The following is a 25,806-nucleotide window of genomic DNA, read 5'->3' on the forward strand; positions in this document are numbered from 1 at the left end:
CTTTATGAAGACGTTTAGCCACTTCCTATCGAATCCAGTGGATTTATTTTCAAAATCCTCTAGCAATATTTTTTGAAAATGTCCCCTTGACTTTTCATAGTTGGTCTTTCACTTTATAAATAGGGCATGAATGTCATGTTTTGGCGTGAAATTTTTTCTTTTTTTTGGTACCCTTAAAAGATTAAGAGAGGAGAATTCTGGATAATGAATCGTAAATGGTTATTTTGGATTCCTGTATTACTATGGATGGGGCTGATTTTCTATTCTTCGGCACAACCATATAAAAAGCAGGATATGCGTTCAGATATTGAACAATATGTAAATGTTGAATTTGTGAAAGAGCATTTTTCATGGGTATCTATTGATTATGGTGGAGGAACCCCTGTTAGTATTGCGAATAAAGGTGTAGGCGGATTTATTGAGTTTTTCCTTCGTAAAGGTGCTCATTTTATGGTGTTCTTTATGCTAGGTTCATTGATTTATTACGCTTTTCATCGATCAGGTCATTCGAGGAAAAGATGTTTTATATATGCCCTTCTTTTCGTTGCGGGTTATGCAACATTTGATGAAATTCACCAATGGTATACGGGAGACCGCACACCAATGTGGCAAGATTCATTGCTTGATACGTGCGGCGGATTAACGGGAATTATAATAAGTAATTGGTTTTGGAATAGAAAAAAGCGCTAATCTCATTTGAGATTAGCGCCTTTTTTTGCGAGTAGTAAAACTCCACTTAACTGGCTTGATTCAAGTTTCACTTTATACACCAAGTAATTCTTTTAGTTCGTCTGTTGATAGTTCAGTCATCCAGCTATCGCTTGTGATGACCGCATTGTTTAGAGATTGTTTTCTTTCTAGCATTTCATCAATTTTTTCTTCTAATGTTCCTGTTGTAATAAGTTTGTGAACATGAACAAATCGTTTTTGACCAATGCGATATGCGCGGTCTGTTGCTTGATTTTCCACAGCTGGATTCCACCAACGGTCGTAGTGAATGACATGGTTGGCAGCGGTTAAGTTTAATCCTGTTCCGCCAGCTTTTAAGGATAAGATGAAAATGTCATACGTTCCGTTTTGGAACTCCTCAATCATCTTGTCGCGATCTTTTTTCGGCACACTACCGTTTAAGAAGAGGACACGCTGGCCGAATTTTTCTTCTAGCACACGTTTTAGCATGTTCCCCATGCCGATATATTGAGTGAAGATGAGGCAACTTTCATTTTGATCTTTTATATTTTCGATGAGCTCCATTAACGTTTTTGTTTTCATAGAGCGTTCAACGACATTTTGTGGCTCTTCTTCTTTTAAATAAAGAGCTGGATGATTACAAATTTGTTTTAGCTTGTTCAGCATAAGTAATATAAAGCCGCGTCTTTCAATTCCACTTAATCCTTCGACATTTTGCAGTGTATCTTGAACAAGTTGTTCATATAAGGAAGCTTGTTCACCAGTAAGAGGACAGTAAGCTTTTTGTTCTTGTTTATCTGGTAAATTTAATGCGACCGTTTGATCTTTCTTCGTTCGGCGCAGTAAAAATGGTGAGATAAACCGTTGAACTTGCTGGATTTTTCCTTCATCACGATCTTTTTCAATCGGTGTGACGAAGCGACGTTGGAATTGCCCTAAGCTTCCGAGATATCCATGATTAATAAAGTCGAAAATGGACCAAAGTTCAGCAAGGCGATTTTCCATCGGCGTACCAGTTAAAGCGATTTTGTGATTTGCTTGTAAGTTTCGTACTGCTTTCGACTGTTTCGTATGTGGGTTCTTAATATTTTGTGCTTCATCCAAAATAACAGCATCCCAGCATAATGAAGTTAGTTCTTCCTCATCGAGTTGAGCCAATGCATAAGATGTTAATACAACATCTGCTGATTGAAGGAAATCTTCAAAAGAATTGCCCTTATCTCTATTACTTCCGTAATGTAATTGAACACGTAAATTCGGTGCGAAACGCTCAAATTCTTTTTGCCAATTTCCAAGAACAGATGTCGGCGCTACGATTAATGCAGGGCCTGTTTTGAGATTGTTTTCTTTTATATATAGTAAGTAAGAGATTGTTTGAATACTTTTCCCGAGTCCCATATCGTCAGCTAGCAATGCTCCAAATCCAAGCTTTCGTAAATATAATAACCATTCAATGCCGTGTTGTTGATATGGACGAAGTGTTGCGTTTAGTGAAGTAGGGACATCTACTTTTGGAATATCTCCAATATGAAGCAGCTTTTGGAATAGTTCCTCATAATATCCATCTAGTTCAATTTCAATATCAGTAAACGGACTATCATCTTCTACAATTTCTGTTTCAGCCGTATTTGATAAATGTTGCTGCAGGACATCTTTCATCTCTAGTCCGTATTTATCGGCACGGTTCATGAGTTTCCTTACTTCTTCGATAAAGGCTGGATCTAGTCGCATCCATTGACCGTTTATATTAAATAGACGTTTGTTTTGTTCAACGAGTTCAAAAAATTCGCTTTCTGATAAATCAATGCCGTTCGTCGAAATTCGCCAGTCAAAATTAACGAGCGTATTCATACCGAAGAACGATTGTGTTTGTACTGTATTTTGCTTCAGCTGGACACGTAATTTCGGTTTTGTTGTTTTTAAATTTTGCCACCATGATGGTAGTAAAATTGTAATGCCGGCTGCAAGTAATTCATTGCTTGCTTCTGTTAAGAAGTTCCACGCTTCTGTTTCAAAGAGCTCATTTCGGAATGTATCTCCTTCTTTTAACCACGGTATGAGCTTACTAAAACCTTCTTGTGTTTCTGTAATCCGTTCTTCGTAATCGTGCCATCTTTTCGGTAAGGAATCGATGTTTTCATATACATATATGCGATGCGCCCCGCGCTTTGGTGTCACGATTGTTTCAAGTTTCCACATTTCAAATTCTTCTTGTGGTTCTTGCAGTCTTAGTCCGATTGTAAACGGAAGATCATCTTCAATATAACCAATTTTTCGAAGCCAATCTTCTTCATGTAGTGCTGTTTCCAATTGTCTTTTCGTAAAGTCGTAATGTTCATATAGTCTTTTAGCATCTTCCCAGCCGTCATTTGAGCGATTATCTTGTAATATGCTTTCATTAACTGCTGCTGAGAAAAGAGATGCTAATGTGTCATCTTCAATTGGCGTATTTTGAACTTTCCAAGATGGTTGTTTGGGCCAGTGCTCCATATCTGGTACGAAGCTACCACTCGTAAAGGCATCCCATAATTCATTTGCATCTTTTGTAAGTGCTGTAATAGGGCCGTTCAGTTGAATATGTGCAAAGGAATTCATTGGTTTGTTTGCAATGTATTCAAAGGCTTGTGCATTTGTTAGTAGCACACCTTGTTTTCCTTCGAAGGTTGCTTCTTTTAGAAACGTACCGTAGAAAGAAGTGGAGTGCCATGTGAATGCATTTCGTTTCCAACTTGTTACGGATAATGGAGTACCGCTGTCATCTTCTCCCCAAAGGAACCAACCTTGACTAACATGCTGGAGCCTAATTGTTACTTCAGTTTGATTGATCATCGATTAATTTTCCTTTCCGTAATTCCTCTTGTAGTGCACGCAGACGTGAATGGAGATTGGCGATGTGAATAATGAAAGCATCCCATTCATCGGTGCGTTTTAATCGTTTATATAATGTACGTAATTTCTTTAAGTAACGAACTGCGCGTCTATATGATTTACGATTTCGTTCTTCAATTGCTTCTACAGCAGCAAGATGATAAAGAGGAAGTGCTGCTTCTGGTGCTTCTTTCTCAATATCTTTCAGTGGTTCTTTTAACAGTTCAATTGCTTCAAACCCATATAAGAGATGAAGCTCTGCCCATGTGTGATACTGTTTTTTCGCGAGTACGTACTGTTCATAGTTTGTGAAACTATACGGTAATAGTTCTTGTAAAATCATTTCAAAACCAGCTTGTTCATTTGTATGTGTTGCGTATGTTTCATACATGATTACAAATAGCCGAACGATATCTTTTATAAAAATCGTATTTTCGTGATCTTGGAGCGTTTTCTTTACTTGTTTATACGTAAAGGAAAGCCAGTTTTTTGCACGATCCCACTGCATGGCACTTAATAGTTCTTCTAACCAATAGAAGTATAGACTCACAACAGAAGCAGGCTGTTTTTTTAGTAAGTCCATCGCTAGTAGATCTTCTTCATTTAAAAAGAGAAGGTGAGAAGACGCTAATGCTTTAGATAGTGGATTGATTTTCGTATCGATTCGTTTTTCTTCCTCTTGTATTTTCTCTTTATTGTTTAAAAGTTCACTCCATATGTGGCGATAAATGAAAAATCGCTCTTGTGTATAAGCGTCGGTAGAGAAGAATACTTCATGAACAAGACGAGCTGTTTCTTGCAAAATTATTTCAGACTCTGAAGGAATCGCTTCTGATTGTAAGTCCCGAACGATGGATTCCACTTTGTCTACAAATAGGCGAACGACATTAACAGGTTGGTGATAAGAATACGTTTTGTTTGCTTCGAATGCCTGGATTTCTTCTAATAATTTTTGAAAGCAGTAAAGTGCTGCATGTAACCTGAATAATTCATGTATGGCGATGACGCGCGGAGCTTTCCGCTCAAGCTTCGTATAGAAATCTGTAAAGATACTCATAAGAAAATACATTTGTTTATAAGTAAGGCGAGCTTGTTCTTTTTTAAATGATTCATATTCTTTTTCAAAATATGATTCCCAACTTTTATAATCCGTTTCTTCAAAAGCTGATGATTGCAATACTTGTCTTGCAGTTCGAATAGGAGGAAGGGAAGGTTTCGTATTATTTTTAAATAAAGTTAATACATCTCCTACTTGCCCGAAACTAGACGCTGCAGATAGTAATACAGCGAGCATATGCTCACATTGTGTTGGTGCGAAGCAATCACAATAACTTTCAGCGACATTACGAATCGGAATATGAACGCTATATACGTTGCCTTCCGCATCTACAGTTCCTGATAGTGTATAACCATCAAAGTCAACGTTGTAGACAACACCACTACGATATAGGTGCCGAGCTGTAGCGACATGTTCCTGATCAGCTGTTTGCTGTGGATCTAGTCCTTGAACGAACTCATTCGCAATCATCATAATTTCATCTTTCGTAATTGAGTGTTGCAGCATAATATTCCTCCGTACACATATTTCTTTCCTTTACCATTATAAACAAAAAATGCTCAAAACAGAAAAAATGAAATTTGGATTACATAACTTGAAAATCATGGTAATATATAAAATGTTAATTTCATATATAAATATATATGTATAGGAGGAGAAATGATTTGTCAGATTTACAGACGAAGTTAGGTAGTGGAATGAATAAGTTACAAGAAGGAATAGAACAAGGGAAAATGAAGTTGCAAGTTGCACAAGAAATTGCTCAATTGAAAAAGGGAATGCAAGTGCAAATGCAGAAAAAAGCAGAGGTTCTATTAGAGGTTGGACAGCAAGTGTATGTTCAATTAAGAGGAAGTGGAGTAAATGAAGCGAGCTTAAAAGAAATGATTGCTCCAGTTCAAGAATTTGATGTAGCTATTTATCAAGCAAGAAAGCGCATTGTTGAATTGCAAAAACAACAAGGTGAAAAAGCTACATGTGAATGTGGTGGACCTTTATCAATAAATGATAAGTTTTGTGGTTCGTGTGGAAAGCCTAACCCGATGTTAGCAGTAGAAAATGAAGGTGAAACGGTAAATTGTATTTCATGTAATGAGCATATCGATAAAAACTCTACTTACTGTCCAGTTTGTGGAATTAAGCAAAGTGGGGAGTGAATTAAATGTATTGTCGCACATGTGGAAAACAACATGGTGAAGAAGTAAATTATTGCCCAAATGAAGGTAGTATGGAGATTGCAGGAGCTATAGATGCAGTAACATTAGAAAAAGATACTGCAAAATACTGCAGAGGTTGTGGCAGTGAAAATGCTCAAAAAAATTTATATTGTCAAAAGTGTGGGTATTCTTTATCTGTTGTGAAGAAAAAAGAACAAACTGTAAAATTGCCTACAATGGATGGTGCTCCTAAAGTTGAATTTAAAGCAGATAAAGCCGTTTTACAAAAAGGTTTTATTGGTGGGGCTGTTGCAAGTATTCTCATGTTAATTGCTGGTTGGATTGGTAGTTTATTATTTGCCTCTATGTTAAGTGAGATGTTTAGCAAATTTGCGAAAGAATTAGAAATGTTGCCAAGTTTTTATTCGAGTGCAACTTCTACGATGTTAAGTTACCATTTACTTGGTTTTACAGCTAACGATGATAGTGGATTGATATTTTCTTTATCTTGGCATACTCCATTTACATTATTACTAATCATTCCATTTATTATTTTCGCTGGTACAGGAATTTGGTTAGGGAAACAGCATGTTGCGAAAACGATTAAAGATCAAATCTTTATGGCAGCAACAGTTGGTATTATTTATGGAGTCTTTTTATTCATTATAAGTTTTATAGCATCACAATCTTTTGCAATCCCATTCTCAGAAGCAGGTAAGATTACGGTTGGCTATTCAGCGATGAAGAGTTTATTGAGTGGTTTTGTATGTGGGACATTATTTACCTTATTAGGATTTATTGCTTATACAAGCAAAAACAATATGGCAGCAGCATTTCAAGAGTTAATGCCATATGGAGCGTCTGTTTATTACGGTGTTTCGGCTATGATAAAAGGACTTTTAGTAACAGCAGTAGCGGTTTGTATTATGGCGTTAGTAAGTAAGGAAGACGGTATTGAACCATTAAAAGAAATAACAACTTTAAAATCTGAAAGTACATTATTAGCATTAGAGTTAACACCTCAATTATGGAGTATGGCTCATTTTGCGCCGTTAGAAGTATCAAGTCCAGCACTTAGTAAGGAATTTACTAGAATTGGTAAGAAATCAAATGCATATGAGAGCACACTATCGTTTTCATTTATATCAGGCGTCTCTGTAAATGGCGTAGAGCTTAGAGAGATATTGATTTCAAAAGGAGCAAATGAGGGAAGCCTTGCAGAATTTGATAAAGTGAATAACGTATTCCATTACGGTTTATTACTGCTTATTATTCCATTGTTCTTTATGTTTAGAGCGGGAAGAAAGTTAGCTAAATTACCGACTGCCAATATATATATTACATTAGCGGTATGCAGTGGTTCTTACACAATTATGATGATTGTAATGAATATGATTTCTAAGTTCCAAATTAATGTTTCAGGAACTGTAACAAGTTTATTTGGAACAAGCGGAACAGTACTATCTATGCAAAATTCATTTACATATTTAATTTTGTTTAGTTTTATTGTGACATATGTAGCGGCATTTGCTGGAATGAAATTAGTTAAAAAATAGGAGGAGAGCACGTTGAAGTTTTGTGGAACATGTAAAAAGAATGTTGCAGACCATTTGAACTTTTGTCCTGAGTGTGGGAGTAAAGTAGAAGTAATCGTTGATAACACTGCTGCTTCATATACAGAATTACAAAGCGAGACAAAACCAGTGAAAAGTAAGAAAAATTTATTTTTAATCATTGGTTTTGCCATTATTGCTGCATTATTATTTGGGGCATATAAATTTGGAGCATATAAGTTTTCAAAAGAAAAGCAAGTAAATGTAATGATTGAAGCATTCCAAAAGAAAGATATTGATGCAATTGATGAGTTTGTAAAAGCAAATGATTCAAGCTTAAAGATTAAGACAGAGGATCTTAAAGCGTACATGCGTTATTTAAAAGAGAATCCTTCTTACAACAAACAATTACTGTCTTATTTACAGAAAGAGACAGTAGATCAAAAGTTAACAAAAGATAAATCTTCATTTAAGGACGGGGAAATAGTAGAAGAGGGAAAAGAGTGGTTCTTATATCCAAAGTATAAGTTCAGCATGAAATCTTATTATATGAGCGTTAGTACAACTGCAAAAAATGCAGAAATATATGTGAATGACAAAAAAGAAGCAGAGCTTTCTAGTGATAAAACTTCGAAAGAGTTGGGGCCATACTTCCCAGGTACATATGTTGTAAAGGCAACGGCAAAGACAGAACTTACTGAATTAGAAACAGAGAAAGAAGTAGATTTAGCGGATGAACAGAGCGAGAAGGTGAAAGTGGATTTATCGCTTGAAGGCAAGTATGTAAGCATTTCTTCTGATGAAAGTGATGCAACTGTATTTGTGAATGGGAAAAAACGTGGAAAATTAAATTATGGAAGTTATAAACTTGGTCCTGTACCAACAGATGAAACAGTAGAAGTGCATTTAGAGAAAACTACTGATCTTGGTGTGATGAAATCTGAAAGTGTTAAAATTGGAGACCAAAGCACATATTACTTAAAATTCCCGAAAGAAACATCAAGTTCAGCAGTGGGCGAATTTGTAAGAAATCATATTTATGATAACGTACGTGCAATTTCATTAAATGATTTTAGTTTAATTGAAAATAATTATGATAAGAGCGGGAAATCGTATAAGGAAGACCGTGATTATATACAGTATTTACACAAAAAAGGAATTACAGAAGACTTATTAACGATGGAAGTTCGTAATGTAGAGCGTCAAAGTGCTACGAAATATAAAGTAACGACATATGAAGAGTACCATATTCGTTACGGTGATGGATCTGTGAAGTTCAAAAGTTTTAATAACGAACATATTATAACTGTGAATGGAAATGGAAAGATGTTGTATCATTCTCTTGGTGCAAATAATACGTTGAAATCAGAAGATGTATCTGGTCCAACTCGTTAATATGAGAGAAGCTGTTCAATATTTGAACAGCTTCTTTTTTGTAGCTAAATCGATATTTCGTGTCGAACCGTTGATATATCGTAAGTTATGATAGATATAATCAAAAAATCGTTGATATATTGCGATTTATGATAGATATAATTGAAAAATCGTTGATATATTTTTTTACAATTATGAGTGTGTTTCCTTTAGTATCGCTTGTACATATGGATCATGTAATATTTGCTCTATAATTGGTAACATGTTTTGTTCAAATGGAATGTCGATAGGGAATGGCTTTTGAGAGCCTGGTTTTATTCCATATTGCACAATTTTGTAATGTGTATTGTTTTCAGACTTGAGCACAATTAACTTATAGCGGTTATCATCGCCAGCGAGTGAAAAATCAATAGAAGTAGCGTTATATGTCACTTCATCTTTATATATGTACGGTTTTGGCGTACCAATCCAGTCTACTTTTGCTTGTACATTCATGGGCGTAGCCTCCTTATATGTATTATAAATAAATAAAAGCCAGCTCTCAATAAAGAGAACCGGCTTGTAATTTAGCAGTCATTGGTTATTTTAAAATTTTCACTTTAACAGTTTTGCGTCCCCATTTTTGAGCAGCGCTATCTGATCCAAGTAAGATATCGATACGGTTACCTTTAATTGCACCACCAGTATCTCCAGCGATAGCTTCTCCGTAACCTTCTACCCATACTTTAGATCCTAATGGGATTACTTTCGGATCAACAGCGATCATTTTCATATTTGGATTCGCAGTTAAATCATGACCCATTGCAGTTAATACACGGCCGCCATATGTGCCACCGTTTTCGCTCGGGTGAGCTGTATATGCTGTAGCTACAACTGTTAACTCACGACCACCAGAAGGTGTGTTAGTTTCAGCAGCTTTTACAGCAGGCTTAGCAGCTGGTTTTGCTTGTGCTGCAGGTGCTTGAGCCTTAGCTGGTGCTTCAGCTTTAGCAGGAGCTGTTGTTTCTTGTTTCTCAATTACAGGTGCTGTACCTGTTAAGAAAGGAACATGAACATAAGCTGTTTTCCCGTTATATTCAAATTGTAACCACTCATTTTGTACTTGGTTCGTTGTTTCGATTACATCGTCTTTCTTCAACTTTCCAAGAACCTCTGAGTTTGTGTTCGCTTCAGCACGTACGTTTAATACGTTAGCTGTTACGTAGTAGATGCTTTTTGTGAACTCTGCACTTACGAATGCGTCTTTACCGTCTAAAGTAATTTTTGACCATCCGTTCTCTGTATTTTGAACATCTATTTTATTACCGTTTAGTAATTTACCGACAACTTTTGATTCAGTAGTAGGGTTTTCGCGTACGTTTAGTACGTCTGTTGTTACAACAGTTTCTGCATTAGCAGATGATGTGAAAATCCCAAGACCAAAAACTGCTGCTGTTGCTATACCAATTAATTTTTTCATGATAGCCTCCATTGCGTTTGTTTTCGTGTCCTCATTATAGCAACAGATTTTTTCGGATTTGGGGAAAACACACAATTACAAACCATTCGTAATAAGTCATTAACATCCTGTAATATAACAAAAAATATAGGAAAGCGTTTTTCATTCTATATGACTCATAGGTTTCTAGTTATATTCAAAATATTTAATACAACATGTTTTTTTCGACGTAAATAATAATATTACAGGAATGTTACATGATGTTTACTAAACGATTACATTCCTTGAGTATTTTACCGTTTTATGGGTAATATAGTTATATAAACATAAACATTTTGTTTGTGAAGCTATAAACACGTGCTATATACTAGCAAAAAAACCGCATAATTGTTACAAAACGAAAGGGTTGTAAGGAAGAACTTTGCCCTTTTTTACATATGTAACACATCCTTTTTTAGGAAAATACATTCCTATCCGCGTTTTTCTCACACAATTTGACAGCAGTATTTCTAACTTGTAGCTCTTGCAGAGTGAAAAGGTTATACGAAAGGTAAGGCTGTCCATAAGAATTCGAATTGGTGAAGGTGAAAGTAAGAAAATCACCGCAAAATTATAGTTTTCTATCCGATTTTACATATCGGAATTTATGTTATTTACAAAAGCGAAACCTACGAAGGGGGATTTGATGAGGAAACTGACAAAAACATTCATCGTTTCATTAACATTATGTATTGCATTTACAATTTGGGGGATTATTCCCGAATCTATTATTGGAAAAGGTAGCTTAGGAAATGTAACAACCGCAATTCAAACTGCATTAGTTAGTAAGTTCGGGTGGTTTTATATTATTTCCGTGTCTATTATTTTAGGTGTGTCTATCTTTTTAATTGTTTCGAAATACGGTTCTATTCGTTTAGGTAAAGATGATGATGAACCTGATTATAGTTATATGACATGGTTTGCTATGTTATTTAGTGCTGGTATGGGTATTGGCTTAGTTTTCTGGGGCGTTGCCGAACCATTAAACCATTTATACGCACCTCCGTTTGGAGATAGTGCAACTGAGGAAAGTGCGCGCCTTGCACTGCGTTTTTCGTTTTTCCATTGGGGATTACATCCTTGGGGACTATATGCGTTTGTAGCGTTATGTATTGCTTACTTTACTTTTAGAAAAGGAAAAGCAAGTACGATTAGTGCGACAGTAGGTCCGTTATTTAAGGGCGGGGAACACGGGCGTATTGCTCATTCATTTGATGTGTTAGCTGTTTTCGCAACTGTATTTGGTGTTGCAACGTCATTAGGTCTTGGTGCGAAACAAATTGCAGGTGGTGTTAGTTATTTAACATCTATCCCGAACTCATTAACGACTCAGTTAGTTATTATTGCAATCGTAACAGTATTATTTATGTTATCTGCGCAAACAGGTCTTGATAAAGGAATTAAATATTTAAGTAATACGAATATTATTTTTGCATTTGCACTTATGATCATTGTATTATTTGCAGGTCCAACAAACTTTATTATGAATTACTTCACTTCAACAATCGGTTCTTATATTCAGGAATTGCCAAGTATGAGTTTCCGTTTAAGTCCATTAGACGAAGGTGGGAATCAATGGATTCAGTCATGGACAATTTTCTATTGGGCATGGTGGATTGCGTGGTCACCGTTCGTAGGTACGTTTATTGCTCGTGTTTCACGAGGTCGTACGATTCGTGAGTTTGTTATCGGTGTGTTACTTGTGCCGACCGTAATTGGTGCACTTTGGTTCTCTGTGTTCGGCGGTACTGGTATTCATATGGAGCTGTTTGGTGATGCACATATCTTCGACAAAGTGAAAGAAATGGGAACAGAAGTAGGATTATTCGCTATGTTCGATCAGATGGGCAGCTTTGGATCAGCTTTATCAGTTTTAGGTATTTTACTTATTGCAACATTCTTTATTACATCTGCAGACTCTGCAACATTCGTTTTAGGGATGTTAACGACACATGGTAGTTTAAACCCACCAAATCGTATTAAAATGATTTGGGGTATCGTTCTAGCCGCGATAGCTTCTACGCTATTATATATTGGCGGATTAGAAGCCTTACAAACGGCAGCTATCATTGCAGCATTCCCGTTCGTCTTTGTTATTTTCTTTATGATGGCAGCATTATTTAAAGAGTTACAAAAAGAAGGACGTATGAAGCGTCATTAATAATAGAAGGAAAAGAGCTGATTTCATATCAGCTCTTTTTTATTTCTCTATTTGCCTGTAAAAGCCCGATTGGTGATGGCTAATGAAAGTTTCACTTTATATAGAAGGAATTTGAAATGCGGGTAGGGGAAATAAAATACTTTACTATATAAGTAGTATGCCTTTTATACGAAGGGAAATCGATTAGTTTCGATAATTTTCGATATCTTTCAAATTCTATTCATATTTTTGACAAAAAATTGTCGGAAATGTGTTGTCACGTTTCTATATATGTGCTATATTATTTCCTGTAAGCGATTTCAAATAGTTTTAAAGCGCATTCAAGGGGGACATCTAGAATAATGAAACGTTACGAAAGAAAGTGGAAGCATATTTGTTTGAAACGTGTGGCACATCGTAGTGTCCAAGAAAGCACGGAACCTAAGACTGAAACGCGCAAAGAACAGCAAGAGAAGCAATTGGTTCTACAAAAATAGCAATCACTTTTTCGTATATAAATGAAGGTCGATCGTTCGTTAGGGGATGGACGTGAAATTACTTTCAGCTAAGGGGTATTGTCTGATATATAATTTATACGGCAATAAATAAGCACAGAGCATACGGCGCTCTGTGCTTATTTTTATTATTTATCTTTTTTGAATCGAACTGTCTTATCCCAGCCGATGACTTGTTTCTTACTCTTTGCACGTAAGTATAAGATTAAGCTACGAATAAATAAGTACGTAAAGAGCTGTGCGTACGTAAAGTACATAATAACGCTAATAAAAATATTAGTCGGTGTAAAGGTTCGTTCGACACTCTGGGCACTAAATAATTGAGAAACATATGTAATATATGCGACATACCACATAAATAGTAGCGGAATGCTATATTGAATTTGGAATATCCCGAGTAGCCCAATTACAAACCAAACGTTCGAAATGATTAGGAATAGCCAAAATACAACATACACTAGAACTTGTTGTAAGGAATGAACGAGCAGTTTTCCTTTAAAGAAGCTTAATGACGAGAACATTTTCTCTAAAATGTATAAATTCCCTTGGAGCCAACGTGTACGTTGTTTAATAAGGATTTTTAAATGCTCTGGTTCTTGTTCCCAAGTAACTGATTCTGGGACGATTGGTAAGAGATAACCTTTTTGTGTAATTCGTAATGTTAATTCGGCATCTTCTGCAATTGCATAAGGGTCATAGCCACCAAGCTCTTCTAGTGCAGAGCGACGAAGAAGCATATTTGTTCCTGTCAGTGAGCCTGTTTGGAATAGTAACCAGCGTCCAGATTGCATAAGGAGCTGGAAGATTTGAAATTCTAGCGAAATCATTCGCGTCAGCCAGTTTCTTTTTTCATTTACTGTACGAACATGTCCAACAGCCCCAACAGCATCTTCAGTTGTTTCAGCGTGCTCTACAAGCATTCGCAGTGCGTGTGGCTCAGGCTGGTTATCTGCATCGTAAACACAGAAGTATTCACCATCTGAAATACTAAGGCCGTAGTTTAGTACACGTGATTTACCCTTCGGTTCACCGGGTGGAACACGAATGTGACGAATGTGGGCATAAGCTTTGTCGAAATCATCGCCGATTTCAGGTGTTTCATCTTGAGAGTTATCATTTATAAATAAATGGTTAGCTTTCCTGGATATTCAATCTTCGCCATTGCCTCTAAAGTATCTTTAATAACGACGCCTTCATTATGGGCAGGTATGAAAATATCGACACTCGGATAATGTTCTAGCGTACGATCTTTTCGTTTACTATTTCGGTGAATTAAGCCCGCAATTGTTAAGAAAGAGTAGTAAACGAGTAAGCCAGAGAATAGAAAGGCCGTAAAAATAAGAACATATTTAATTGAAAATGTGATACTGATCCAAAAAACGAGTACGCAAAACAGAAGAAATAAAAGAAGTATAACGAGAGTCATCATAACAATGTCTGTCCTTTGTTTCCAATTTGCTCGCGTGAAATTTTTATATCTCGGATTGCTTCAGCTGCAAGCCATTGCTCCATTTTTGGCTTTAGGCGGTTCATTACAATATCAGCACCAGCTTCATTTGTGTTTTGTAATAAAATAACTAGCGTATTATTATCATATTCAGCAGCAAGGTCAAAATCATTCCTTACCGTTTCAACTAATAAGGAAGCTACACGGTCCATAACACTTTCCTTCGTATATTTACTAAAGGAAGTGAAATCAAAGTAAACAATAATGCCTGTTTCATTACGACGATTCATTGCAGTCGTTAATAAAGCTTGGCGTCTCTCGAATTCTTGTCTTGTTAGTAATTTTGATTCTCCAATATATTGTTCCAACGTTCTCACACGCTCAGTCAAAGTTTTATTTTCATGAATAACTTTTTTCAATAGGTGAGTTGTTATGTATACAATGAAGAAGTTAGCTGCCATCAGGAAGTGGGTAATCATATATTGCCATTGATCTGATGTACTCCATAAATGAAGCCATGCTTCATAAAACAAATAAAATACGGAAATAATGGTTCCTAGTATGAAGAAAATAAATGCTGTTTTGTCAGCTAAAAATAAGAATAGTACATTTACGATTACGTATATTATTGTAAAAATGAGCGCATGCTCATAATTCGTCACATGTACAGTAGTAAAATAAAATACAATTTGTAGAATCCACATAGAGAGGATTTTATAGAACTTATCTTTCACAAAACTTTCCTCCTTAAAGCTATTTCATCAATAGATACTTGTAGTATGCACAATTATTAAGAAATTGACCATGTCGTTACATTCTTTTGAAGGGCAACGATAAGTAGTATCGCTATTTTCATTAGAAAAATAAAAAGACTTAAACATTATTGTATCATAATGTTCTAATATTTGGTATAAGGTGATTAATAGATGCATAAAAGACGCTTGGATTGCATGAAAAAAGTCTCCTCTTGTAGAAAGAGAAGACTCTATATAAGTTTATAGGAACATCATACCTGCAACTGCTGCATTTAAGAAGTTCGCTAATGTACCAGCGATAACTGCTTTAATCCCTAATTGTGCAATTTGTTTACGGCGAGTAGGAGCTAACGTTCCTGTTACACCTAATTGAATTGCGATAGAAGAGAAGTTTGCGAATCCACAGATTGCAAATGTTAAAATTAGATTTGTTTTGTCAGAGAACTCTGCCATGTGTGGTCCTAAGTTTGCGTATGCAACGAATTCGTTGATTGCAAGTTTTTGACCGATAAAGCTTGCTGCTTGTACAGCTTCACCAGGAGAAACCCCGATTAAGATTGCAAATGGTGATAATAAGTAACCGAAGATTAAATCAAGGCTAAGTTTAATATCGAACAGAGAACCAACCCATCCTAATAATCCATTTAATAAAGCGATTAATGCGATGAAAGCCATTAACATTGCTGCTACGTTAATAACAAGTTGCATACCTTCAGATGCACCGCGTGCAGCTGCATCGATAACGTTTGCGTCTTCACGTTCTGTAGAAAGTTCAACGTTATTATCTACTTTTTCTGTCTCTGGCATAATGAGTTTCGCAATTAATAAGCTTGATGGAGCTGCCATTATTGCAGCTGCTAATAAGTGCTCTAACGGAATACCCATTGCTGCATAGCCGACAAGAACAGATCCAGCAACAGCTGTCATACCGCTTACCATAATAGTGAAGAATTCACTATTTGTTAAGCGTGCTAAGTAAGGTTTAATTAAGATTGGAGCTTCAGTTTGTCCTAAAAATACAGTCGTTACTGAGTTTAAGCTTTCTGCTTTAGAAGTTCCAAGAAGTTTACTTAATGCGCCACCAACGACGCTAACAAATTTCTGCATAATACCAAAATGATATAAGATTGCTACTAATGAACTAATAAATACGATTGGAAGTAGTGCTTGAATAAAGAATACAAATCCCCAAGGTCCTTTTGCGTTGACTAAATCCCCAGCAACGAACTTAATTCCCTCGTAAGAAAAATTAATTAATCCTTGAACACCGTCAGCAGCGTGTTTTAAACCTGCTTTACCAGCATCCCATCGTAATACGATAAATGAAAATGACATTTGTAATGCTAGCGCAATTAAAATTGTGCGCCAATTAATAGCTTTGCGGTTGGAAGATAGTAAGAATGCAATTGCTAATACTCCAATCACGCCGCCAATTCCCCATAAAAGATTCATGCAGTGTATGCTCCTTCCTCATAGTAAAAACAGTGTATAAACCAGTTGTCTATACGTTTACGAATATAACATCTTAAGTAACTTATCATAATGGACATCGGAGGTCAAACGTCTAATGAAAAGTTTAAATAAAAAGAAAATTCTTCAAAAAAACACATATGAAATAAATAGACATGAAATAGGTTATGTTTTTTATGGGAATATATACATTATGATAACGTTATGCATTGTTTTTGCAGAATAAAGTGTATGAAATGGAAGAATGGATACATTGTTTTTGTAGAGAGAAGGTAGGAGAAAGGGAGTAATATGTTGAACTCATAGCAAAAAAGCCTTCTAGTAAACTAGAAGGCTTTGAAACTATTAATTAAGGTGCTTTCGTGTATCCTAAGAAGTGGCTCTTCCAATAAGAGTTACTTAATGAAGCGATTGCTACACCTTTATCTCCAGCTTGGATAAATGATCCGCCCCCAAGGTAGATACCCATGTGAGAAGGACCAGATTTATAAGTGTTTTGGAAATAAATTAAGTCACCAGGTTGTGGACTTGAAGTTTTTGGTAGGCTACTCCAATATCCTGCAACACTTTGGCGGCTAATGTTATGACCAAATTTCTTAAATACGTGGTAGATGTAACCACTGCAGTCAACACCGTTAGCAGAAGTTCCGCCCCAAACGTATGGTACACCTTGCATTGATTTTGCATATGCAAGTACGGAAGAACTGTCGCCGCTATTATTGCCCGTATTATTATTGTTATTGTTATTGTTTTGATTGTTATTTTGGTTATTGTTAGGCTTATTATCTACTGCGCCTCCAACTGGTGTTTTAGATAGGTAACGTGTTCCGATATAACCAGTTTGACCGTTGTAGTTAATTTTGCTCCATCCAGAGTTTTCAGAGATTACTTGAACCTTCTGACCTTGTGGAAGTGCGCCTATGATTCTATAATTTGTACCTTCGCCGCTACGTACATTTAGTGCAGAAGCATTAATGTAATAGTCGCCAATTGCACCTTGGTTAGGTTTTTCAGGTTGTTTTGGTTGCTCAGGAGTAGTAGTGCCACCTTTAACGAATTTTACAAATTCGCTACTAACAAAGCCTGTTTTTCCTTGGTAATTTACCTTAAACCAACCGTTTTCAGATCCAACTACGTTTAATGTTGTACCGTTTAAAACGCCACCAATTACACTATGGTAAGCGGCAGGGCCTGTACGAACACGTAAAGATGTAGCGTTAACTACGTAAGAACCACCAGTTTGAATAGTTCCATTATTGTTTTGCTCTTGTTTGTTGCCTTCTGTAACGTTTTCGTTAGAACCGCCTTTTGTTACGTAGTCTTTGCTTATATAAGCAGTTTGTCCTGCGTAATTGATTTTGAACCAATCTTGAACTTCGCCAACAACTTGTACTACTTGCCCTTTTGTAACAGAACCTACAGTTGTGTGAGAAGTGCTAGGACCTGTACGAACACGAAGGGAAGATACATTTACTGTATAGTTTCCGCTTGCTGGTTTTACTTCTTGGTTATTATTATTCGTATTGTTGTTTGAAGAACCCCCATTAGAAGAAACGCCAGATACGAATTCGCCACTTACATAACCTACTTGTCCATTATGGTTAATTTTCACCCAACCATTTTCTTGTCCAATTACGTTTAATGTTTGTCCTGCATATACACGTCCAGAAACAGAACTAGAAGTGTTAGGAGCTGTACGTACACGTAATACATCAGCGGTAACTTTATTGTTTCCACCTGTGCTTACATTGTTGTTTGCTGCTCCACTTTTTGATACAAATTCGCCACTAACAAAGCCTGTTTTTCCGTTAATGTTAATTTTGAACCAACCATTTTCTTCGCCAATCACGTTTAGTGATTGACCGTTATAAACGCGTGAGATGATGTCGTGAGAAGTGCTTGATCCCGCACGAACATGTAAGACGCTCGCGTTTACCGTATAAGATGAGTTGTTTGACGCAGAAGCTTGGACAGTTGTAGCAGCTTTTTGTGTATTTTGTTCAGGTGCAGCTTGAACACTATCAAGTGTAGGTGCTGCTCCTCCTGCTACAGACACTGCCGCAAGACCGGCAAGATACTTTTTCATAATTTGTCGATTCCTTTCTGTCTGTAATGTAGTGAAGAAATATTTACCAACTGTTAAAAATTCTAAAGAGCATGTCGATTACTGTCAAGGCTTATGTGGGAATCTGAATATGACAAAAAGATTACAAGAAAAAATCAAGGCATAAATTTACACCTTGATTTCCATTTAAATGCATATATTGAATGTGAAAGGACAGAAATTATTCGGGTTTAAGAAGATGCCATATTGGATTGTAACAAGATTTGATTAAATGATTTTTGCAGTTTTTTGGTGATAGGCCCAACTTGCCCATCTTGAATCGCGGTTCCATCAAGGTGGGTCATTGGTAAAATTTCAATCGTTGTGCCTGTAAAAAAGCATTCATCTGCTTGATAAACGTCACGAACGCTGAAAAGTTCTTCCTGTACAGGTATGTGAAGAGTATTCGCTAAAGAAAGGACATATTGACGAATAATGCCATTTAAAATAAGGTGATTGGCTGGATGTGTGTAAAGAGTTCCGTTTTTAATTAAAAAGAAGTTGGAATGGCTTCCTTCCGTTACAATACCATTCCTTACGAGAAGTGCCTCTTTACAGCCTTTTCGTTCAGCTTTCGTAGCAGCCAGTACGTTTGGTAATAAATTTAATGATTTAATGTCACAGCGTAGCCATCGAGTATCGGGTTCTGATATAGCGCGTATACCATATTCAATCCATAAGGCTGGTCTTTCTTTTTTTGTAATATAGGCATAAATTGTCGGAGGGGTGTCATATGAAAATACATGTGTGCGAGCTTGTACACCACGAGATACTTGCAAATAAATTGTGCCATCTTCGTGGAAATGGTTTCGTTCAATTAATTTGTAAAGTAAAGTGATGAGCTCAGCTTTTGAGAAAGGGAGCGATAATTCTACTTCTTCCATGGATCGATATAATCTCGTTATGTGCGGATCTAATAAGTGAAAGTTCCCTTTATATAGGCGAATAACCTCGTAGACACCATCTCCGAACTGCGAACCTCTCTCTTCAAGTTCTATGTACGTTTGTTGTTTTGTTGTATCAATAACTTCATCATTCCAAAGTACAAATTTTTCGTATGCCAATTTCCGTCCCATCCTTTCGTAAGTACGTAAGTAACGTGAAACTTTCATTCATGCGAGATAAAAATCACTATAGTAATTTTTATGTAAGCAATTCTCTACATATGACCGTATATGTATTTGTAAATCATAGAGAAGTAAGGATGGTTTACCCCGCATTAACGGGCAGTAAAACTCCTACTTAAAAATTCGGGTGGAGCAAAGAAGTGAATTGGGCGAATAACTGCCCGTAGCTGCCCGATTGGTGAGGGCTGATTAAAGTTTCACTTTACAGCATTTTGTATATACAAATTCGAAAATAAGAATGAGAATCCTGCTTTTAAATAAAAAAAAGCAACATTCTTATGGAATGCTGCACAAGGAGGGTAGCTATCTTTCATAGGGACATTGTCTCGTTGAATGTTTTGTGTATGGAAACAAAACATGTTGAAAGACAATTATAAGAAAGTAGAAACAAAAGATTTACACACTTCTTTAAGGGATCTTACGAAAGATGAGAGATAAGAAATATGTAGAACCTCGTTTACATATTTTATTATAGAGATTTTCCATTAACACTATGTGAATATTTGGTAAAGGTTATGTAATTTTAAAGTTAATGAATATAAGTAGTTGTATGGAAGAAAATAAAAAAAGAGGCTGAGATTACTCAGCACTCTTCTTTTCTTCTTTAATAACTGTTTTTACTTCACCAGTTTTGATCTTATTACTTTCAGAGAAGCGAAGTAAGTCACCTTCAATGATTTTATCAGACATGTTCAATTCATTTTGGGCGCGATCAATTAGTGGTTGGGATTCTTCTTTCGGTAATTGTACAACTTCGCCAGTAGCACGGTCATAGAATGTACTGTTTGTGTACATGTATTTATCTGTAACGAAGCTACCGTCACGAAGAACAACGAATCCTTTATTATCAGGTGAGAATACATCATGACCGAATCGAACGTCATTTGTAGAATCTACACCAAGTAAGTTTAGAATAGTTGGTTTAATGTCAATTTCACCAGTTGGTTTCGAAATTGTTTTACCTTCTTTTTGACCTGGAACGTGAATAAACATCGGTGTTTTTTGTAAGTTCATATGGTCAAATGCAGTGATTTCTTCTTTTCCTAAGAACTGTGCCATTGCACGGTTATGGTTTTCAGAAATACCGTAGTGGTCACCGTAGAATACGATTACTGAGTTGTCGTAAATACCTTCTGCTTTTAGACGCTCAATAAAGTGTTTCATTGCTTCGTCTAAGTAACGAGCAGTTACCATGTAACGGTCAAATACTCCATCACCAGAATTGTATTCATCGATTAATTTTGTACTGTCATCGTAAGTGAATGGGTAATGATTCGTTAAAGTAAGGAAGCGAGTATAGAATGGTTGCTTCACTTGTTTTAACATATCAATAGATTGATCGAAGTATTCGATATCTTTTAATCCCCAATTTAATTTTGTTTCTGGCGTAATCTTGTAATCAAGCTCGTTGTAGTAACGATCATAACCAAGTGCTGGATACATAATGTTACGGTTCCAGAATGTTGCGTTGTTTGCGTGGAATACCGACGTGTGATACCCTTGCTGACGTAAAATTTCTGGAGTTGCTGTATATTCATTGTTACCGTGTGTGAAGAATACAGCACCACGGTCTAGTGGATATAACGAAGTATCTACTAGGAATTCAGCATCAGATGTTTTACCTTGACCTGTTTGATGGAAGAAGTTATCAAAGTAATAACTTTCTTTCGTAAATTGGTTTAAGAATGGTGTAACTTCTTGTCCGTTAACTGTTGCACCAATTAAGAATGTTTGTAATGACTCAAGAGAGACAACAATTACGTTTTTCCCTTTTGCAGTACCGAACATATTTGGATCTGGTTTACTTTGTGTTGTTTTTACGTAGTTCTCTGTTTCTTGTAATTTACTACCGTCAGCGAATGCTTTTTGTGAACTTGATTTTGCTTGTAAGCCAAGATCGTATACTTGGTGTACATATAATCCTAAGTTTTTAACAAGCATAACGCGGTCGAATGAACGTGTTAATAGTTCTGGGCGTTCAGCTTCTGCAAGTCCTAAGTTTGCGAAGAAAATAGCAACTGTTGATACGAAGTATAGAGAACGCATCGGGCGTGCTACACGCTCTGTAGGTGCAAAGTTCTTCATTTTCTTTAATAGAACGAAGAAAACGATAATGTCTGCAAATGCAAGGATAATTTTGTAGTTAAATAATTCTTTCACACTAGAACCTAAACTTCCGAAGTTAGATGTTTGTCCTAGCACCGGTAATGTAACGAAGTCATTGTAGAATCCGTAGAACATTACGTTACCAACAAGAACGATTGTTAAGACAAAATTAATTCCAAGTGCTATATAGTTACGTTTTTTCCCTTTTGCAAATAATGCAAGACCAACAAGCAGTAATGATGCTGCTAATGGGCTAAGGAATAAAATGAATTCTTGCATGAAAGATTCAAGTTTTAAGTCAAAGCTTGTGCGTGTAATAAGGTAAGTTTTCAGCCATAAGGCTAAAGCTACGAATACAGTGAAACGCACATTTTGAAATTGTGATTTCAAGGTTTCTTTCATTCATTTCCACCCTTTCTCTATCAGGCTTGGTCGATTTTGGAGCGAAAAATGCTAAAATAAAAAATACATAGTTTTCTTGGCCATAAGTAAAGGTTCTATATTCACCCATATACGACTATAACTATGCATACCCTTTTGGTTTCTTTTGTTGCTCATAAGCATAACGTCATTTCTGTATTATACAACAAAATTCATTTCTGAGAAACACTATAACATTTTACATTTTTTGTATAAGATTTGTCACTACCAGAGAAAACTTTAACATTCGTTTATATGTCCGTCAACTAGAAAATATAACAAAGGTAGAGCAGAATGTTAAGTGGAAGTGAAAATTTTCTTTGTTGAGAAATAAGAAACGAAGATGGGTAAGGGTTATCTAGAAATCTATTATATGAAGGAAATCGTGTGAAAATTAACGAACACTTGTTCTTTTTTAGTTTGTTTGTTACAATGAAAGTTCATTGATAGGTTTTGTGTAATTTCCATGAACTTTTACTGATAACATATTGTAGCTTATTTCTTTTTAAAAATAGGGAGGCTTTTTACATGAAACAAAAATTTTCAGTTGAAGCGTTTTGGAAGAAAGTAAAACATGTTGCAAAGCAAGCAGGGCAGTCGGTCATTTATGCAAGTTTATTACTGTTTTACGTTTTGCAAAGACCCGATGTTCCAAAACGAGTGAAAATTATTGTAATTGGAGCACTTGCTTATTTTATTGCACCGATTGATGCGATTCCAGATTTCATTGCTGGAATTGGCTATACGGATGATTTAGGGGCGTTAACGGCCGCACTAATACAGGTGTCGTTATACGTCAATGAAGATGTGAAAGATAAGGCACGAGTGAAGTTGGCAGAATGGTTTGGTTCGGATATAGACACAACATTTATCGATCAGAAATTAGGTCAATAGGTGAAATCTGTCATGAGGTGACAGGACGAACGTAAGCGAGGAAGTGCATTATGCCATCAGGAAGAACGCATACGAAAATAAACTTAATATCCCTTCCGGTTGTTTTGTTTTTGCTCTTTTCGTATGGATTAACAAATTTTGATTTTTTATTAACTTTTGCAATTGGTTTTTTAGTAGGTACTTCATTTTTAACACCAGATTTAGATACGTACAGTAATGCTTATAACAAATGGGGTTTCTTACGTATATTTTGGTATCCTTATAAAAAAGTAATGCCGCATCGATCTTTCTTTACGCATACGATTATACTTGGTGATGTGATTCGTATTGCGTACATGTTAATCGTCTTTTCTCCATTTTTATTTCTATTAAATGTAATCGCACTGGATGGTAATTTAATAGAAATTGCGAAGAAACATGAGGTTGAAATTGTAACGTTCTTAATGGGAATTGTTGTGGCAAGTACGCTTCACATTATAGCGGATAAAGTGAATACGCGCCGAAAGAAAATGATGAGAAAAAAGAAGAAACGCAGAAGATAAAGTGAACGAATTAGGAAAAGGACCCTTGCAATTTGCAAGGGTCCTTTTTTAAACAAACGTTTGTTTAAAATTAAGCTTTCAGTACTTTAATTCCTTTTACAATGTTCCAGATGAAGTAGTATAAGCTGATGATTCCGCAAATAGCTAAGACAATCATTGATCCAATTCCAAGTGTTACATCTGGTTGATCAGATCCAAGACCCATAATTCCTAAAATAGTTACGCCAATGAATGTAGCGATACTTGGAATGATGTGTGTCCATAGAGCACGTTTTGCATGTGGTTTTGTTTCAGCGTCTCCTACAATCCAAACAATAATAGGGAATAAGATAGGGGCAAATAGTACACTAAAGTATGATAACGCAGCTAATATTTTATTTCCGTTCATATATATCACCTCATAAATAATTTCTGTTGTTATACTATTATTATGCAATAATTTTGGCAAACTTCCTATCGATGAACATTACAAGAACGTGACGATTTTGTAAGATTTTCTGTTAAATAATAAAATTTTCAAAAAAATCTTTTTTAATAGAAATTGTTATGGTACAGTATAAATGAAAGTTGTTGAAAACGTTTTCTTAAACGTTTTTTTATTTTAGACTTAAAGGTATGATGACCTGATAGTCTATTGATGAGGTTATTCTATTTAAAAGGGGATTCTTTAGGGGGAGAGAACAATGAACACATGGACACAAGTTTATGATCCATTCGGAAACATTTGGATTTCGGCAGCGGTAGCACTTATTCCGATTATCTTTTTTTTCTTAGCTTTAGCAGTTTTCCGCATGAAAGGGTATGTGGCAGGATTTATTACAGTTGTACTTACAGTTTTAGTAGCGTTATTCGCTTATAAAATGCCGTTCACGATGGCAATGGCAGCGACCGGATATGGTTTCTTATACGGATTATGGCCAATTGCTTGGATTATCATTATGTCGGTATTTTTATATAAAATTTCTGTGAAAACAGGTCAATTCGATGTGATTCGTGCATCGGTATTATCGATTACGAACGATCATCGTCTACTCGTTATTTTAATTGGATTTTCATTTGGAGCATTTTTAGAAGGAGCGGCAGGATTTGGGGCACCAGTAGCGATTACAGCAGCACTTCTTGCGGGGCTTGGGTTAAATCCTTTATACGCAGCAGGTCTTTGTTTGATTGCAAATACTGCACCAGTGGCGTTCGGAGCGATGGGAATTCCGATTACAGTTGCTGGACAAGTAACAGGTATTGATCCACATAAAATTGGACAAATGGCTGGGCATCAATTACCGTTCCTATCATTATTTGTGCCATTCTTTATCGTATTTTTAATGGATGGATTTAAGGGGATACGACAAACGTGGCCTGCGTTACTTGTAGCGGGTAGTTCATTTGCGATTACGCAGTTCATTACAGCGACATTTTTAGGACCAGAACTTCCGGATATTACATCGGCACTTGTAAGTTTAATTAGTTTAGCGCTGTTCTTAAAAGTTTGGCAGCCGAAAGAAATTTATCAATCTGGGCAAGCAAATAGTGAAGTAGCAGCAACAACGACAGCGGCATCGATGCCGAAATTAACGTTTGGAAAAGTAGTGAAGGCATGGTCCCCATTTATCGTATTAACGGTTATGGTAGTCATTTGGAGCCAAAGTTTCTTTAAGGCATTATTCACTCCAGGAGGGGCTTTAGAAAGTCTTGTATTTAAGTTTGAAATTCCAGGTCTGCATAATCTAGTAATGAAAGCAGAGCCAATTGTAAATAAACCAACGCCTTACGAGGCAATTTTGAAGTTTGATGTATTATCGGCAACCGGAACAGCGATTTTAATTGCGTGTATCATTTCCATGTTTATTTTGAAAATGAATGTAAAAGATGCAGTAGTGACATTTAAAGAAACGTTAAGCGAATTAAAAATGCCAATTCTATCTATCGGATTCGTACTAGGGTTTGCATTTATCGCAAACTATTCTGGTCTATCTTCCACGTTAGCGTTAGCATTAGCCGGAACTGATATGCTCCCCCTATAGTAGACAGAAAAAAGAAAGCTTTATATCCTGTCTACTATAAGGGGGATTTTTTTATGGGGAAAATTAGAAGAACATATGATGAAACATTT

General features: G+C 36.1%; 17 protein-coding genes and 2 pseudogenes. 8 read left to right on the forward strand and 11 right to left on the reverse strand.

What is annotated here, in order from left to right; translation table 11 throughout:
- Window positions 1-204: 204 nt before the first annotated feature.
- Window positions 205-690: a VanZ family protein gene (locus MR168_RS22575; RefSeq protein ID WP_001080707.1), complete on the forward strand. Its 486-nt coding sequence runs from the start codon at window positions 205-207 to the stop codon at window positions 688-690.
- Window positions 691-762: 72 nt separating this feature from the next.
- Here MR168_RS22575 and MR168_RS22580 read toward each other — a convergent pair whose 3' ends face one another.
- On the reverse strand, window positions 763-3,519 hold the full coding sequence (locus MR168_RS22580) for a DEAD/DEAH box helicase (protein ID WP_086412136.1): 2,757 nt from the start codon (window positions 3,517-3,519) through the stop codon (window positions 763-765).
- Complete coding sequence (locus MR168_RS22585; protein WP_016123792.1) at window positions 3,503-5,122, reverse strand: SWIM zinc finger family protein; 1,620 nt, start codon at window positions 5,120-5,122, stop codon at window positions 3,503-3,505. The genes MR168_RS22580 and MR168_RS22585 overlap by 17 nt, the downstream gene beginning before the upstream one ends.
- A 158-nt stretch (window positions 5,123-5,280) precedes the next feature.
- Here MR168_RS22585 and MR168_RS22590 point away from each other — a divergent pair, with 158 nt between their 5' ends.
- The 3 genes from MR168_RS22590 to MR168_RS22600 are packed head-to-tail and all read left to right on the forward strand — an operon-like array spanning window position 5,281 to window position 8,720.
- Window positions 5,281-5,772 (forward strand): zinc ribbon domain-containing protein, encoded by a 492-nt coding sequence (locus tag MR168_RS22590; RefSeq protein WP_001281753.1) that lies wholly within the window; start codon window positions 5,281-5,283, stop codon window positions 5,770-5,772.
- Between the two features lie 5 nt (window positions 5,773-5,777).
- Window positions 5,778-7,328, forward strand: a complete 1,551-nt coding sequence (locus MR168_RS22595) for a zinc ribbon domain-containing protein (protein WP_049108192.1) — start codon at window positions 5,778-5,780, stop codon at window positions 7,326-7,328.
- A gap of 12 nt (window positions 7,329-7,340) precedes the next feature.
- Window positions 7,341-8,720: a zinc ribbon domain-containing protein gene (locus MR168_RS22600; protein ID WP_226368830.1), complete on the forward strand. Its 1,380-nt coding sequence runs from the start codon at window positions 7,341-7,343 to the stop codon at window positions 8,718-8,720.
- Window positions 8,721-8,891: 171 nt separating this feature from the next.
- On the opposite strand, the gene MR168_RS22605 is transcribed toward MR168_RS22600, so the two are convergent.
- Both MR168_RS22605 and MR168_RS22610 read right to left on the reverse strand, forming a co-directional pair.
- Window positions 8,892-9,194 carry a DUF3910 family protein gene (locus tag MR168_RS22605; RefSeq protein ID WP_001102539.1) on the reverse strand — a complete coding sequence of 101 codons (303 nt, stop codon included), beginning with the start codon at window positions 9,192-9,194 and terminating at the stop codon, window positions 8,892-8,894.
- Between the two features lie 85 nt (window positions 9,195-9,279).
- Window positions 9,280-10,158, reverse strand: a complete 879-nt coding sequence (locus MR168_RS22610) for a cell wall-binding protein EntA (protein WP_000733331.1) — start codon at window positions 10,156-10,158, stop codon at window positions 9,280-9,282.
- A 664-nt stretch (window positions 10,159-10,822) separates the two neighbouring features.
- On the opposite strand from MR168_RS22610, the gene opuD reads away from it, so the two are divergent.
- Window positions 10,823-12,337: a glycine betaine transporter OpuD gene (opuD, locus tag MR168_RS22615; protein WP_001229103.1), complete on the forward strand. Its 1,515-nt coding sequence runs from the start codon at window positions 10,823-10,825 to the stop codon at window positions 12,335-12,337.
- Window positions 12,338-12,959: 622 nt separating this feature from the next.
- On the opposite strand, the pseudogene MR168_RS22620 reads toward opuD, so the two are convergent.
- The 6 genes and pseudogenes from MR168_RS22620 to MR168_RS22645 form a co-directional block, all read right to left on the reverse strand.
- A pseudogene (locus tag MR168_RS22620) lies at window positions 12,960-14,260 on the reverse strand (glycosyltransferase family 2 protein).
- Window positions 14,257-15,012 (reverse strand): nucleotidyl cyclase domain-containing protein, encoded by a 756-nt coding sequence (locus MR168_RS22625; RefSeq protein WP_016123788.1) that lies wholly within the window; start codon window positions 15,010-15,012, stop codon window positions 14,257-14,259. Before MR168_RS22625 ends, MR168_RS22620 begins: the two are co-directional and overlap by 4 nt.
- 261 nt (window positions 15,013-15,273) lie before the next feature.
- On the reverse strand, window positions 15,274-16,485 hold the full coding sequence (locus MR168_RS22630; RefSeq protein WP_001051019.1) for a NupC/NupG family nucleoside CNT transporter: 1,212 nt from the start codon (window positions 16,483-16,485) through the stop codon (window positions 15,274-15,276).
- Window positions 16,486-16,852: 367 nt separating this feature from the next.
- A complete protein-coding gene (locus MR168_RS22635; RefSeq protein WP_086412801.1) occupies window positions 16,853-18,589 on the reverse strand; it encodes a C40 family peptidase in 1,737 nt (578 codons plus the stop codon).
- 209 nt (window positions 18,590-18,798) lie between these two features.
- Window positions 18,799-19,683, reverse strand: coding sequence for a D-amino-acid transaminase (locus tag MR168_RS22640; RefSeq protein ID WP_080120341.1), 885 nt, complete (start codon window positions 19,681-19,683; stop codon window positions 18,799-18,801).
- Between the two features lie 630 nt (window positions 19,684-20,313).
- Complete coding sequence (locus MR168_RS22645) at window positions 20,314-22,242, reverse strand: LTA synthase family protein (RefSeq protein ID WP_000665358.1); 1,929 nt, start codon at window positions 22,240-22,242, stop codon at window positions 20,314-20,316.
- 546 nt (window positions 22,243-22,788) lie between these two features.
- Between MR168_RS22645 and MR168_RS22650 the strand changes: the two genes are divergently transcribed.
- The gene (locus tag MR168_RS22650; protein WP_000810369.1) at window positions 22,789-23,154 is read left to right on the forward strand and encodes a YkvA family protein; all 366 of its coding nucleotides are present in this window, start codon (window positions 22,789-22,791) and stop codon (window positions 23,152-23,154) included.
- A gap of 50 nt (window positions 23,155-23,204) precedes the next feature.
- Window positions 23,205-23,696 carry a metal-binding protein gene (locus tag MR168_RS22655; RefSeq protein ID WP_001139059.1) on the forward strand — a complete coding sequence of 164 codons (492 nt, stop codon included), beginning with the start codon at window positions 23,205-23,207 and terminating at the stop codon, window positions 23,694-23,696.
- A 70-nt stretch (window positions 23,697-23,766) separates the two neighbouring features.
- Here the strand turns inward: MR168_RS22655 and MR168_RS22660 are convergent, their stop codons facing one another.
- A complete protein-coding gene (locus tag MR168_RS22660) occupies window positions 23,767-24,084 on the reverse strand; it encodes a magnetosome magnetite crystal formation protein family (RefSeq protein ID WP_001014099.1) in 318 nt (105 codons plus the stop codon).
- 295 nt (window positions 24,085-24,379) lie between these two features.
- Between MR168_RS22660 and lldP the strand changes: the two are divergent.
- Window positions 24,380-25,699: pseudogene (lldP, locus tag MR168_RS22665) on the forward strand (L-lactate permease); the annotation flags it as partial.
- Window positions 25,700-25,806 lie beyond the last annotated feature (107 nt).

This window comes from Bacillus cereus group sp. BfR-BA-01356 (assembly GCF_022663635.1).
Lineage (GTDB): Bacteria > Bacillota > Bacilli > Bacillales > Bacillaceae_G > Bacillus_A > Bacillus_A cereus.

Bases quoted from the DNA above. Each gene is read 5' to 3' on its own strand.
- MR168_RS22660 (WP_001014099.1), bottom strand. From the start codon at position 24,084: ATGAACGGAAATAAAATATTAGCTGCGTTATCATACTTTAGTGTACTA.
- MR168_RS22640 (WP_080120341.1), bottom strand. From the start codon at position 19,683: ATGGGACGGAAATTGGCATACGAAAAATTTGTACTTTGGAATGATGAA.
- MR168_RS22635 (WP_086412801.1), bottom strand. From the start codon at position 18,589: ATGAAAAAGTATCTTGCCGGTCTTGCGGCAGTGTCTGTAGCAGGAGGA.
- MR168_RS22650 (WP_000810369.1), top strand. From the start codon at position 22,789: ATGAAACAAAAATTTTCAGTTGAAGCGTTTTGGAAGAAAGTAAAACAT.
- MR168_RS22580 (WP_086412136.1), bottom strand. From the start codon at position 3,519: ATGATCAATCAAACTGAAGTAACAATTAGGCTCCAGCATGTTAGTCAA.
- MR168_RS22630 (WP_001051019.1), bottom strand. From the start codon at position 16,485: ATGAATCTTTTATGGGGAATTGGCGGCGTGATTGGAGTATTAGCAATT.
- opuD (WP_001229103.1), top strand. From the start codon at position 10,823: ATGAGGAAACTGACAAAAACATTCATCGTTTCATTAACATTATGTATT.
- MR168_RS22575 (WP_001080707.1), top strand. From the start codon at position 205: ATGAATCGTAAATGGTTATTTTGGATTCCTGTATTACTATGGATGGGG.
- MR168_RS22605 (WP_001102539.1), bottom strand. From the start codon at position 9,194: ATGAATGTACAAGCAAAAGTAGACTGGATTGGTACGCCAAAACCGTAC.
- MR168_RS22645 (WP_000665358.1), bottom strand. From the start codon at position 22,242: ATGAAAGAAACCTTGAAATCACAATTTCAAAATGTGCGTTTCACTGTA.
- MR168_RS22655 (WP_001139059.1), top strand. From the start codon at position 23,205: ATGCCATCAGGAAGAACGCATACGAAAATAAACTTAATATCCCTTCCG.
- MR168_RS22595 (WP_049108192.1), top strand. From the start codon at position 5,778: ATGTATTGTCGCACATGTGGAAAACAACATGGTGAAGAAGTAAATTAT.
- MR168_RS22610 (WP_000733331.1), bottom strand. From the start codon at position 10,158: ATGAAAAAATTAATTGGTATAGCAACAGCAGCAGTTTTTGGTCTTGGG.
- MR168_RS22585 (WP_016123792.1), bottom strand. From the start codon at position 5,122: ATGCTGCAACACTCAATTACGAAAGATGAAATTATGATGATTGCGAAT.